This window comes from Streptomyces sp. NPDC020490 (genome assembly GCF_044335305.1).
Lineage (GTDB): Bacteria > Actinomycetota > Actinomycetes > Streptomycetales > Streptomycetaceae > Streptomyces.
Genome location: NZ_JBIRUY010000006.1, coordinates 80,511 through 92,715, shown reverse-complemented (window position 1 = coordinate 92,715; position 12,205 = coordinate 80,511). Strand labels below are relative to the sequence as shown.

At 74.5% G+C, this 12,205-nt stretch carries 10 protein-coding genes and 1 pseudogene; 4 read left to right on the top strand and 7 right to left on the bottom strand.

The features are described from left to right. From ACH4ZX_RS09160 to ACH4ZX_RS09140, 5 genes and pseudogenes are all read right to left on the bottom strand, one after another. Positions 1-597 (bottom strand): annotated as a pseudogene (locus ACH4ZX_RS09160) (hypothetical protein); the annotation flags it as partial. A gap of 85 nt (positions 598-682) precedes the next feature. Then, positions 683-1,669, bottom strand: a complete 987-nt coding sequence (locus tag ACH4ZX_RS09155) for a small ribosomal subunit Rsm22 family protein (RefSeq protein ID WP_398269856.1) — start codon at positions 1,667-1,669, stop codon at positions 683-685. Between the two features lie 61 nt (positions 1,670-1,730). Beyond that, the gene (locus ACH4ZX_RS09150; RefSeq protein WP_398270196.1) at positions 1,731-2,933 is read right to left on the bottom strand and encodes a serine hydrolase domain-containing protein; all 1,203 of its coding nucleotides are present in this window, start codon (positions 2,931-2,933) and stop codon (positions 1,731-1,733) included. After that, on the bottom strand, positions 2,858-4,324 hold the full coding sequence (locus ACH4ZX_RS09145) for a multidrug effflux MFS transporter (RefSeq protein WP_398269853.1): 1,467 nt from the start codon (positions 4,322-4,324) through the stop codon (positions 2,858-2,860). The genes ACH4ZX_RS09150 and ACH4ZX_RS09145 overlap by 76 nt, the downstream gene beginning before the upstream one ends. A 405-nt stretch (positions 4,325-4,729) precedes the next feature. Then, entirely contained in the window at positions 4,730-5,887 is a 1,158-nt protein-coding gene (locus ACH4ZX_RS09140; protein WP_398269850.1) for a D-alanyl-D-alanine carboxypeptidase family protein, read from the bottom strand. Between the two features lie 200 nt (positions 5,888-6,087). Between ACH4ZX_RS09140 and ACH4ZX_RS09135 the strand changes: the two genes are divergently transcribed. The 4 genes from ACH4ZX_RS09135 to ACH4ZX_RS09120 all read left to right on the top strand — a co-directional run bounded on the left by ACH4ZX_RS09135 (position 6,088) and on the right by ACH4ZX_RS09120 (position 9,997). Next, a complete protein-coding gene (locus ACH4ZX_RS09135) occupies positions 6,088-7,551 on the top strand; it encodes an ABC transporter permease (RefSeq protein ID WP_398269847.1) in 1,464 nt (487 codons plus the stop codon). Between the two features lie 87 nt (positions 7,552-7,638). Beyond that, positions 7,639-8,424, top strand: coding sequence for an ABC transporter ATP-binding protein (locus ACH4ZX_RS09130; protein ID WP_398269843.1), 786 nt, complete (start codon positions 7,639-7,641; stop codon positions 8,422-8,424). A gap of 183 nt (positions 8,425-8,607) precedes the next feature. After that, positions 8,608-9,162, top strand: a complete 555-nt coding sequence (locus tag ACH4ZX_RS09125; RefSeq protein ID WP_398269841.1) for a DoxX family protein — start codon at positions 8,608-8,610, stop codon at positions 9,160-9,162. Between the two features lie 472 nt (positions 9,163-9,634). Further along, on the top strand, positions 9,635-9,997 hold the full coding sequence (locus ACH4ZX_RS09120; RefSeq protein WP_398269838.1) for a MazG-like family protein: 363 nt from the start codon (positions 9,635-9,637) through the stop codon (positions 9,995-9,997). 98 nt (positions 9,998-10,095) lie between these two features. On the opposite strand, the gene ACH4ZX_RS09115 is transcribed toward ACH4ZX_RS09120, so the two are convergent. Together ACH4ZX_RS09115 and ACH4ZX_RS09110 are read right to left on the bottom strand one after the other, a co-directional pair. Then, positions 10,096-11,694 carry a cation acetate symporter gene (locus ACH4ZX_RS09115; protein WP_398269835.1) on the bottom strand — a complete coding sequence of 533 codons (1,599 nt, stop codon included), beginning with the start codon at positions 11,692-11,694 and terminating at the stop codon, positions 10,096-10,098. After that, complete coding sequence (locus tag ACH4ZX_RS09110) at positions 11,688-11,966, bottom strand: DUF485 domain-containing protein (RefSeq protein ID WP_398270193.1); 279 nt, start codon at positions 11,964-11,966, stop codon at positions 11,688-11,690. Before ACH4ZX_RS09110 ends, ACH4ZX_RS09115 begins: the two co-directional genes overlap by 7 nt. Positions 11,967-12,205: the final 239 nt, after the last annotated feature.

The window sequence follows — 12,205 nt, the reverse complement described above, 5'->3', positions numbered from 1 at the left end:
CGGGCTGGGCGGGCCGGGCCCGCGCCGGACGGGCTGGGCGGGCCGGGCCCGCGCCGGACGGGCTGGGCGGGCCGGGCCCGCGCCGGACGGGCTGGGCGGGCCGGGCCCGCGCCGGACGGGCTGGGGCTGCGCCGCCCCGCCTCGCGACCGTCGCGCTCCTCGCCTCCGCGCATGTTCGGCTCGACCGGCCTCGCGGTCGGCGCCCTGCTCGCCGGCCCGGTGCCGCCGGCCTCCCCGCCGCACGGCCGTGGCGGCCTTCGGGATGCCGGGCGGGACGGACTGCCCGTCGGGTCCGTGAACGGTCGCCGGCCAGTCGCCGCCGAGCGTGTCGTCCAGCGCCTGCACGGGGCGCCGACACGCCCGCCGCGCACGTTGAGGTGGGCCGGCGTCGATGAGCGTGGACAGCAGGGTCGGCGCACCGGAGCGGCACGCGTCGACCACCGACCACACCGCGACCTCCAGGCACGACAGCCGCCAGGCACGGCGGCCCTCACCGCCGACGGTCGGCAGGGACGCGGCGGCCAACAGGCGCACGGCCGTCGGCTGGCGCACGGCCGCCGACAGACGCACGGCCGCCGACAGACTCGGGACGGCCAACAGCGCACCGCCGCCGACAGGCGCACCGCCGCCGACAGACGCGCGGCGGCCAACAGCGCACCGCCGTCGGCAGGCGCACCGCCGGTCAGGCGTGTGGGGGCCAGGGGTCGCCCCAGTCCGTGTCTCGGGCGGTTCTGTACAGGTCGCCGTGGCGTTTGGTGATCGTCGTGCGGCGCAGCAGGCCTTCGGGCTCGCAGAGGTCGAGCAGGACCTGGCCCTTGCGGATCTGCGGGCGCCGGACCACCCGGGCGGAGGCGGGCTCGGCCGGGAAGCGGGTGGCGGCGACGTAGGCGAACTTCTCGTCCTCGTAGGCGAGGGAGCCGCCCTTGACCTGGCGGTGCAGGGAGGAGCGGCTGACCCGCGCGGAGAAGTGGCACCAGTCCTGGCCGGGCACGACGGGACAGGCGGCGCTGTGCGGGCACGGCGCGGCGACCTGGAAGCCGGCGGCGACCAGGCGGTCGCGGGCCTCGATCACGCGGGCGTGGCCGTCGGGGGTGCCGGCCTCGACGATGACGACGGCCTGCGCGGCGGACGCGGCGGCGTCGACCAGGGCGGCCCGGTCGGGGCCGGTCAGCTCGTTGAGGACGTAGGACACGGTGACGAGGTCGACGGGGTCGAGGGTGAGCGCCGTGCCGATGCGGGCGCGCCGCCACTGCGCCCGGCGCAGCTCCGGGTGGGCGGCGGCGAGTTCCCGGCCGAGGGCGAGGGCCGGCTCGGCCCAGTCCAGCACGGTGACGGGGCGGGCGCCCTCCCAGGTCGCGGTGACGGCCCAGGTGGCCGCGCCGGTGCCGCCGCCGACGTCCGCGTGGCTGCCGGGGGCCCAGCCGGGCACGGCCGCGGCGAACGCCGCCAGCGCCGAGCGGACCGCCTCGAAGGTCGCCGGCATCCGGTAGGCGGCGTACGCGACGACGTCCGCGCGGTCGCGCAGGATGGGGGCGTCGGTCGGGGTGGCGCCCCGGTAGCTGGCGATCAGCCGCTCCACGGCCTGGGTGGCCTGCCGGGGCGGGAGGCCGTCGAGGAGGGCGGCGAGGGCGGAGCGGAGGGTCTCGGCCGGGGTTGCGGGGGCGTTCACCGGGAAATTCTCTCAGGTCCCCGGCCGGCCGGATTCCGGGCAGCCAGCTTCCGGGCGGCCGTCACGTCCCCTTGACGGCCCGCGCCAGCCGGGTGGCCGCCGCCGCCCGCGGCCGGGAGTCGGGCGGCCGCCTGCGGGGGTGGACCGTGTTCGCCAGCAGGATGAGGTAGGTGTCCGTCGCCGGGTCCAGCACCAGGGACGTGCCCGTGAAGCCCGTGTGGCCCGCCGCTCCGCGGCCCGCCAGCTCCCCCATGAACCACGGCTGGTCCACCGCGAAGCCGAGGCCGGGCGGGGTCAGCAGGAGCTCCACGAAGTCGGGGCCGAGGATGCGGGCGGGGCCGTAGGAGCCGCCGGCCAGCAGGGCGCGGCAGAAGACGGCCAGGTCCCGGCCGGTGGAGAACAGGCCCGCGTGGCCCGCCACCCCGCCCAGCGCCCAGGCGTTCTCGTCGTGGACCACGCCCCGCAGCATCCCCCGGTCCGCCTTGGCCCACGGCCGGCGCTGGTCCTCCGTCGCCGCGGCGCCGGGGCAGGGGCCGAACCGGGTCGCCGTCATGCCCAGCGGGCGGGTGATCCCGTCGCGGACGAGGACGTCCAGCCGGCGGCCGGTGATGCGTTCCAGGACGAACTGCAGCAGCAGGAGGTTGAGGTCGGAGTAGGTGTACGTGCCGGGCACGCCGACGGGCGGCTCGGCGCGCAGCATCGCCATCCGTTCCGCGTCGTCGGCGCAGTCGTACAACGGGAGTTCGGGCCGCAGCCCGGAGGTGTGGGTGAGCAGTTCCCGCACGGTGGTGCCGTGCCGGGCGGCGGCGTGGAAGTCGGGGAGGTAGTCGCCCACCCGGGCGTCCATGCCGAGGGTGCCGCGCTCGATCTGCTGCACGGCGGCGACCGCCGTGAACAGTTTGGTGACGGACGCCAGGTCGAAGGGGGTGTCGACGGTGACCGGCACGCGGTCCCGCGGCGGCAGTTCGACGCCCGCGTCGGTCCGCGGGTCGTAGGACGAATACCGCACCGCCCAGCCGGCCGCCTCCTCGACGGCGATCACCGGGCCGCGTCCGGCGACCACGACGACGCCGGCGGCCCACGGGCGTTCGCCGGCGGTGAGGTCCCGGACCTCCTGGACGAGCCGGTTCAGTTCCCGCGGGTCGAGCCCGGCCCGCTCCGGTGTGTCCCCGCGCAGTCTGGGTGCGCTCAGCTCTCCTCCCCCACTCCGTTGTGCGCCCGGGCGGGAGGATGCCCGTCCGCCGTGCCCGCACGCCTGCTCCAGGGACGGCACATTCCCACGAAGCAGGCCGACGCCACCAGTGCGGCCGCCAGCTGGACGACGGCCATCGGCACGGCCGTGTGCTCCCCGGCGATCCCGACGAGCGGGGAGGCGACCGCGCCGATGAGGAAGGAGGACGTGCCGAGCAGCGCGGAGGCGGAGCCGGCGGAGTGCCGGGTGCGCATCAGGGCGAGCGTCTGGGTGTTGGGGAGCGTGATGCCCATGGCCGACATCAGCACGAACAGGGCGGTGGCGACGGGGGCGAGGCCGACGTCGCCGAAGACCCCGGCCGACATCAGCAGCAGGGCCGTCGCGGCGCAGATCACGACGGTCAGCCCGGCGGCGAGCACCCGGTCCAGGCTGACCCGGCCGACCAGCACCTTGCCGTTGAGCTGGCCGACGGCGACCAGCCCGACCGAGTTCAGGCCGAACAGCAGGCTGAAGGTCTGCGGCGAGGCGCCGTAGATCTCCTGGATCACATAGGGCGAGGCCGAGATGTAGGCGAACAGCGCGGCGAAGGTGAAGCCGCCGGTGAGCAGGTAGCCGGTGAAGGGCCGGTCGGCGAGCAGGCGGCGCATCGCGCGCAGGGCCTCGCCCACTCCCCCGCGGTGCCGGTCGGCGGGCGGCAGGGTCTCGGGCAGCCTCGCCCACACCACCCCGCCCAGCAGCACGCCGACCACCGTGAGCACGGCGAACACGCCGCGCCAGTCCGTCACCTTCAGGATCTGTCCGCCGATCAGCGGCGCGACGACCGGGGCGACCCCGGATATCAGCATGAGGGTGGAGAAGAAGCGGGCCATGGACATGCCGTCGTAGAGGTCGCGGACGACGGCGCGGGCGATCACTATGCCGGCCGCGCCCGCGAGGCCCTGGACCAGCCGGAGGGCGACCAGGAGCTCCACGGTGGGGGCGAACGCGCACAGGGCGGTGGCGACGACGTAGACCGCGAGGCCCGTCAGCAGCGGGCGCCGGCGGCCCCACCGGTCGCTCATCGGGCCGACCACCAGCTGCCCGAGCGCCATGCCGGCCAGGCACGCGGTGAGCGTGAGCTGGACGGTCGCGGCCGGCGCGTGCAGGGTGCGGGTGACCTCCGGGAGCGAGGGGAGGTACATGTCCATCGCCAGCGGGGGCGTGGCGGTGAGACCGCCGAGGACGAGGGTGACCAGCAGCCCGGCGCGGCGCGCGCCCCGGGTCTCCGCCGCCGCGCGCGGTCCGGCCGCCTGTTCGACGCCGGGCGCCGACGTGCCCTGGTCGACGCCGCAGGTCGACGTGCCCTGGTCGACGCCGAAGGTCGACGAGCCCTGGTCGACGCCGCAGGTCGGCCTGCCCTGGTCGGCGCCGGAGGCCGACGCCCTCCGATCGACGCCGGGTGTCGACGCCCCCTGTTCGCGCATGTGCCCCTCCCCTGCTGAGCCCTCCCCGTGGCGAGCCCTCCACGAGCCTTCCGTGAGTACTCCCCGGGTGCTCCCTGAGTACTTCCCGAGCGCTCCGCCCCCATGGTCCCAGCACCATGGTCTCAGCTCGGGCCGGGTGCGGGCCCTGGTGCCCCGGCTCCGCGACGAAGGGCGCGGCCGTTGAGCAATCTGCACAAGCGGAATTTGTCAGTCCGGCACATTGCGGCCGGTACGGGCCCTATGCTCAACTCTCCTCCACCGGAACTTCACACTTGGGGCACCCAAGTTCCGTAAGCCATACCGAGGGGGGAGGCGGCAGCCGTTCCACGGTGCCGGGTGGGGGTGGACTCCGCGTGGGACCGCGGAGTACGCACCGGCGCCCGGAACGGCTGCCGCACACCTGTATCAGCCCTCGTGACCCCCGGCGCCCTTGTCGCCCTCGGCGCCGGCGGAACGGCGTCGGCGCAGCGCCCACGCCCCGCCCGCCAGGAGCGCGACCGTCGCGCCGGCGCCCGCCGGCAGCCGCCACGACGAGGTGCCGCCGGACGTCGCGGCCGGAGCGCCGGCCGCCGCCCGGGCCGTCGCGCGGCCGCGGGCCGCCTTCGCCCCGCCCGCACCGGCCGGCTCGGCCAGGGTGCCCACCGGCTGCGCCTGATCCCCCTTCTGGAAGCCCCAGTCGAGCAGCGCGGCCGTCTCCTCGTAGACGGCGTTGTAGCCGCTCCTGGGATGCATCACCGTCACCAGCAGGGTCCGGCCGCCGCGGGTGGCCGCGCCGGTGAAGGTGTTGCCGGCGTGGCTGGTGTAGCCGTTCTTGACGCCGATCAGGCCGGGGTACGTCTTCACGCCCCACGCGCCGGACAGCAGGCGGTCGGTGTTCTGTATCTGGAACGTCTTCTTGCCGCCCGCCGGGAAGTCGGCGGTCTTCGTGGCGCAGTACTCCCTGAAGTCGGCGTTGCGCAGCCCGTGGTGGGCGAAGAGGGTCAGGTCGTAGGCCGAGGACAGCTGTCCCTTGTGGTCGTAGCCGTCGGGGCTGACCACGTGGGTGTCCAGGGCCCGCAACTCCTCGGCCCTGGCCTGCATCTCGGCGACCGTCCGGGCGAGTCCGCCGTTCATCCGGGAGAGCACGTGCACGGCGTCGTTGCCGGAGCGCAGGAACACGCCCTGCCACAACTGCTCGACGGTGTAGGTGATCCCGGGCTTGATGCCGACGAGGCTGGAGCCCGCCGGGACGTCGGCCAGGTCGGCGTCGGTCACCTTGTACCGCTCGGTCCGCTCGAACTTCCCCAGCACCGTGTCGGCGAACAGCATCTTCAGCGTGGACGCGGGCGCCAGCCGCCGGTGCGCGTTGTACGAGGCGAGCACCTTGCCGCTGCCGTGGTCGGCGACCAGCCAGGCCGCGGCGGTGAGCTTCTTCGGAAGGCCGGTGCCCTGGACGCCGGAGCGGGCGAGCCGTGCGCCGCCGACGACGGTCGCGGCGCGCGCGGGGGCCGCCGCGGCGAGCGGGAGCACGGCCGCGGTGAGGCCGAGTGCGGCGCGCCGGGTGAGCGGTGTGGAAGCGTGCATCCGGGGACCGTACACCGCACCCAACAGGCGTTTCCTGGCAGGAGGCCGTCAACAGGCCGAGAATCGCCTGTCTTACGGAAATCTGATCCGGTACCCCGCTTTCTCAGCCCTGACACATCCGTTACTCAGTCCGGCGCAAAGGTTCCCGCCTAGCTTGTGGCCGCGCCCACAGCGGGCGCCAAGAACCTTCGAGGAACGGGATGTTTGGCATCTATCTCAAGCGCGAACTGGGCCGCAGAAAGAAGGCGGCTCTGGTCATCGCACTGGGTCTGGCGCTCGGTATCGCGCTGGTCATCACCGTCAACTCGGTGTCGGCCGGCATGACTCAGGCACAGGACAAGGTCCTGAAGTCGCTCTACGGCCTCGGCACCGACATGACCGTCACCAAGGCGCAGTCGGCGCCGAAGGCGGGCAGCTCGCAGGGCCCGAACTTCAAGTTCGACGCAAAACAGAGCAGCAAGACCAAGCAGAGTTCGGACCGGGTGATGACGCAGGGCGGTCAGGCCCTGAAGTCCTCGCTGGTGGAGAAGGTCGCGGCGCAGCAGGGCGTGGCGAACGCGGTCGGCGCGCTGAGCCTGAACGTCACCAAGGTCGACGGCTCCTTCACCCAGGGCAAGGCGCAGAGCTCCACGAGCGGCAGCGGCGGGCAGCAGGGCGGCCCCGGCGGGGGCACGAGCAGCGGCAGCGGCCAGCCGCAGGTGCAGGGCGGCGGCGCCTCCTTCGACGTCAACTCCTACTCGGTGGCCGGCGTCGACGTCACCGATCAGGAACTCGGCCCGCTGGCCGCCATGAAGATCACCTCCGGCAGGACGTTCACGGCGTCGCAGACGAACGCGAAGGTCGCCGTGGTCAGCAAGTCGTACGCCAAGTCCAAGAAGTACAAGGTCGGTTCGACCTTCAAGATCTCCGGCACCAAGTACACGGTCATCGGCATCGCGACGCCCGACAGCAGCGAGTCAACCACCGACGTCTACCTGCCGCTGAAGCAGGCACAGACCCTGGGCGACGCGAAGAACAAGGTCACCACGATCTACGTCAAGGCGACCGACTCCCAGCAGATCGCCGCCGTGAAGAAGACGATCCAGAAGAACATCTCCGGCACGACGGTCACCACCTCCTCCGACCTGGCGTCCACCGTCTCCGGTTCGCTGTCCACCGCCTCGGACCTCGCCACCAGCGTGGGCAAGTGGCTGTCGGTCGCGGTGCTGGCCGCCGCGTTCCTGGTGGCCGCGCTGCTGACGTCCTCCGCGGTCTCCCGCCGGGTGCGCGAGTTCGGCACGCTGAAGGCGCTCGGCTGGCCCAGCCGCAGGGTGACCCGGCAGGTCGTCGGCGAGTCCATGGTCAACGGCCTGATCGGCGGCGCCCTGGGCATCGCGCTGGGTCTCGCGGCCGCCTACACGGTCACCGCGATCAGCCCGAAGCTGACCGCGCAGCTCGGCAGCACCGGCGGCATGGGCGGCGGTCCGGGCGGCGCCCCGGGCGGCGGCCCCGGCGGGCAGGCGTCGCAGAACACCATGGAGATCGCCCTGTCCGCCCCGGTCTCCCTCACCACCATCGCGCTCGCGGTGGGCCTCGCGGTCACCGGTGGCCTGATCGCCGGCGCCATGGGCGGCTGGCGTGCCTCCCGCATGCGCCCGGCCGACGCCCTGCGCAGCGTCTCGTAACCCTCCTGGTCCGGACACCCCTGATCCGGCGCGCCGCCTCCACTCCCCCCGGGACGCGGCGCCCCACCCATACCTTGTGGAGAACCGATGTACAGACTCACCGGCGTGACCAAGCGCTACACGCGGGGCAAGGAGATGGTGGAGGCGCTGCGCGGCATCGACCTCACCATCGCCGACGGCGACCAGCTCGTCATCCAGGGCCCCACGGGCGGCGGCAAGTCGACCCTCCTGCAGATGATCGGCGGCCTGGACCGGCCCTCCTCCGGCAGCGTCGAACTGGACGGCGTCGACCTCGCCACGATCGGCGAGGCCAAGCTGACCCGGATGCGCGCGGAGAAGATCGGCATCATCTTCCAGTCGTTCAACCTCATCCCGACGCTGACCGCGCAGGAGAACGTGGAGACGGCCCTGGTGCCGCTCGGCGTGAAGCCGGCCGAACGGCGGGAGCGGGCGGCCGAGGCGCTGCGCTCGGTCGGCCTGGGCGAGCGCCTGGGCCACGCGCCCTCGGAGATGTCCGGCGGCCAGCAGCAGCGCGTGGCCATCGCCCGCGCGCTGGTCAAGAAGCCGAAGGTGCTGCTCGCCGACGAACCCACCGGCAACCTCGACGAGGGCACCCGCGACGACATCATGGCCCTGCTGGAAGGGCTGTGGCACGAGTACGGGCTGACGTTCGTCATGGTCACCCACGACTCCTCCATCGCCCGCCGCGCCCCGCGCCTGGCCACCATCGAGTCCGGCCGCCTGACGCTGACGGAACGCGGCGCCGGGCGGCCGCCGGCGCCACAGCGGCACGCCGGGCCGCAGCACGCCGAGCCGGGCTACGTCGAGCAGGGCTACGTCGAGCAGGGCTACGGCGGCCAGGTCGCCCGCTGACGGCCGCCGCCCGGGTCCCGGGGGCCGCGCATCGTCCGCGTGTCCGGCCGGCCCCGGCCGGTCGCCCGGCGGTGAGCGGCCCCTTCGCCCGGACGGCGGCACGGGCGGGTCGGCGGGTGTCGGAAGTGGGACGGTGGATACGCGGAGGGGGAACCGCTGCCGCCCACTGCTCCGGGAGTGACCGTGACCTCGTACGACCGACGTGATCTGGGACTGCTGCTGCTCCGGCTGGGGACCGGGGGCGTGCTGGTCGCGCACGGCACGCAGAAGCTGTTCGGCTGGTTCGGCGGCCACGGCATCGAGGGCACCGGGCAGTTCAAGGAGTCGGTGGGCTACACGCCGGGGAAGCCGAGTGCGACGGCGGCGGGCCTGGCCGAGGCGGGCGGCGGCACCCTGCTGGCGCTGGGCCTGGCAACCCCGGCGGCGGGCGCGGCGGCGGCCGGGGCCATGGCGGGGGCGGCGGCGGTGAACACGCCCCAGGGCTTCTTCAACCAGAGCGGCGGCTACGAGTACCCGGCGGCGCTGGGTCTGACGTCGGCCGGTCTGGCGGTCGCGGGCCCGGGCCGCCTCTCCCTCGACCACGCGCTCGGGCACGCGGTGGACCGCGGCTGGATGGTTCCGGCGGCGCTCGGCGTGACGGCGGCGGTGACGGCACTGGTGGTGGGGGCACGCGCGAAGCGGCTGCGCGAGGCGAAGCAGGGCGAGCAGGAGGCACTCTTCGAAACACCGGAACCGTAGGGACGGCGGAACCGTAGGGACGGCGGAACCGTAGGGACGGCGGAGCCACCGGGACGGCGGAGCCGCCCACAGCGGCAGCACGGTGGCAGGGGCGGCGCAGCCGCAGACCCGGCGAAGCCGCAGGCCTCGCGGAGCCGAAGACACCACGCGGCACCGGCCCGCCCGGCCGCAGACACCACACGGCACCGGCCCAGCTGCCGCAGACACCACACGGCCGCAGGCCTGACGGGCCGCAGGCACCGCGCACCGCAAGCCCGGCGGAGCCGCACGCGCGGCGCGGCCGTAGGCGGCGCGGAGCGTGGCGCAGGCAGCGCGGAGCGTGGCGCAGGCAGCGCGGAGCGTGGCGCGGGCAGCGCGGAGCGTGGCGCGGGCGCGGCGGGCCGCGGGCGGTGCGCGGTTGTGGGAGCGGGGGGCGTGGCAGGCTGCGGGCGGTGCGCGGTTGTGGGAGCGGGGGGCGTGGCAGGCTGCGGGTATGACTGATCGGCAGTTGTCCGGGCCCGCGGATCTGTGGGCCTCCATCGACGAGTTGTGGACCTGGCTGGACGCGCACCGCGCGCACGGCGGCGAGCAGGGCCTGCTCCTGCGGATGCTGAAGCTGTCGGAGGAGGTCGGCGAGGTCGCCCAGGCGGTGATCGGCGCGACGGGCCAGAACCCGCGCAAGGGCGTCACCCACACGTGGGACGACGTGCAGGGCGAGCTGTGCGATGTGGTGATCACCGCGCTGGTGGCGCTGCGCACGCTGACGCCGCGGCCGGGGGAGGTGTTCGGGGAGCATCTGGCCCGGGTGCTGGCGCGGTCGTCGGCCGGCGGACCGGCCGGAGAGCCTGAGCGGTGAGGTGACAGGACGCGGCCCCGGACACCGTCGCGTCACTGGGACGGTGTCCGGGGCCGCGTCGCCCTGCGGGGCGCAGCCCGCCGGTCGCGTGCGCCGCCTCACTCCACGCCGGTCAGGCAGCGCTCCTCGAATTCCTGGTACCCCGCGTGGTCGGCCGTCCGGGAGCTGGTGACCGTGCCGAGCCAGCCGAGGAGGAAGCCGGCCGGGACGGAGACGATGCCCGGGTTCTGCAGCGGGAACCAGGCGAAGTCCGCCGAGGGCAGCAGCGACGCCGGTGTGGAGGACACCAGCGGGCTGAAGACGACCAGCAGGAGCGAGCAGCCGAGCCCGCCGTAGAGGGCGAACAGCGCGCCGCGCGCGGTGAAGCGGGACCAGAACAGCGTGTACAGGATGGTCGGCACCATGGAGGACGCCGCGATGGCGAAGGCCAGGAAGGCGAGCGAGGCCGCGTTCCAGTCCCAGGCCAGCAGGGCGATGAGGATGCCCAGGACGCCGACCGCGCCCGCCGACACCCGTGCCACGGCGACTTCCTGACGGTCGTTCACCCGGCCCTGGCGGAGGGCGTGCGCGTACACGTCGTGGGCCAGCGCGGAGGCCGCCGCCAGCGTGACGCCCGCGGCCACCGACAGGATCGTGGCGAAGACGAGGCAGGAGAAGGCCGCCATCAGCAGGGTGCCGCCCACCGACTGCGCGAGCAGCAGCACCGCGGAGTTGCCGGTGGAGTCGCCGGCCCTGACGTTGTCGGTGCCGACGATCGCGGCCGTGCCCAGGCCCAGGATGCCGACCGCCAGGCAGACGGCGCCCACCAGGCCGACCGTCCACAGCACCGCCGTACGCAGCTGGCGGGTGCCGGCCGGGGACAGCAGGCGCATGACGATGTGCGGCAGGCCGCCCACTCCCAGCGCCATGGACAGCGCGAGCGAGAAGAAGTCCAGCTTGCTGACGGTGCTGGCGCCGAACCGCAGACCGGGCCGCAGATAGGCGTCCCCGTGACCGCTGTTCGCGGCGGCCGCGCCGAGCAGGTCGTCGCCGCTCCACGTGAAGTGCGTCAGCACCAGCACGACGGCCACCGCGACCACGACCACCAGCAGCACCGTCTTGGCGATCTGGATGAACGTGGTGCCGGGCATCCCGCCGACCGCGACGTAGAAGACCACCAGGCAGCCGACGGTGGTCACGCACAGGGCGCGCGCCGCGCTCCCGGGCATGCCGGTGAACTGGGCCAGCAGGGCCACGCTCGCCACGAGCTGGGCCACCAGGTAGAGGACCGACACGACCAGGGCGCAGATCCCGACGGCGAGCCGGACCGGCCGCTGCGCGTCCCGCATCCGCAGCGCGACGGTGTCGCCGAGGGTGAACAGGCCGGTGTTGCGCAGCGGTTCGGCGATCAGCAGCAGGACCATGATCCAGCCGATGGCGGTGCCCACCAGGTACAGCAGGCCGTCGTAGCCGGTCAGGCAGACCAGGCCGGTGCTGCCCAGCAGCGTCGCGGCCGAGATGTAGTCGCCGCACATCGCCATGCCGTACCGCAGCGGCGACAGTCTGCGGCTGCCGAGGTAGAACTCGCCGAGCTCGTCGCGGTGCGGACTGGTGATGATGGCCGTGAACATGGTGACGGCCAGGAAGACCAGGAACAGCACCAGCGGCAGCCGCAGTTGGCTGAGGGACATGGCGCCGGCGGCGTAGGCGGTCACCACTCGCCTCTTCTCGCGTCGGTCCGGTCCCGCTGCGCGCGCACCTCGTCGGCCAGCGGGTCGAACCGGGTGCGCATGTGCCGGTCGTAGCGCCAGGCGGTGAGGAACAGGGCGGCGAACAGCGCCAGAGCCAGGGTCAGTCCGAAGGTGAGGTGTCCCAGCAGCGGAACGGCCATCAGCCCGGGCGCGACGCCGGACAGCAGGACGAGCAGCAGATGCCCGCCGATGACGGTGACCGCGGCCGGCACCGCGAACGAGCGCCGGACGCGGCGCAGTTCGCTCAGGTCGCGCGGGTCGCGCGGGTCGCGCGGGTCGCGCGGGTCGCGCGGGTCGCGCGGGTCGCGCAGGTCGTGGGGGTCGCGCAGGTCGTGGGGGTCGTGGGGGTCGCGCAGGTCGTGGGGGTCGTGGGGGTCGTGGGGGTCCGCGGGCGGCGGCGCGGGGCGGGCGGCGGGGGGGGGGGGGCCGGCCGGGGCGGGGGGGGCGGGGGGGGGGGGGGGGGGGGGGGGGGGGGGGG

Coding starts and splice junctions, on each gene's coding strand:
- ACH4ZX_RS09145 (WP_398269853.1), bottom strand. CDS start 4,324: ATGCGCGAACAGGGGGCGTCGACACCCGGCGTCGATCGGAGGGCGTCG.
- ACH4ZX_RS09140 (WP_398269850.1), bottom strand. CDS start 5,887: ATGCACGCTTCCACACCGCTCACCCGGCGCGCCGCACTCGGCCTCACC.
- ACH4ZX_RS09135 (WP_398269847.1), top strand. CDS start 6,088: ATGTTTGGCATCTATCTCAAGCGCGAACTGGGCCGCAGAAAGAAGGCG.
- ACH4ZX_RS09130 (WP_398269843.1), top strand. CDS start 7,639: ATGTACAGACTCACCGGCGTGACCAAGCGCTACACGCGGGGCAAGGAG.
- ACH4ZX_RS09120 (WP_398269838.1), top strand. CDS start 9,635: ATGACTGATCGGCAGTTGTCCGGGCCCGCGGATCTGTGGGCCTCCATC.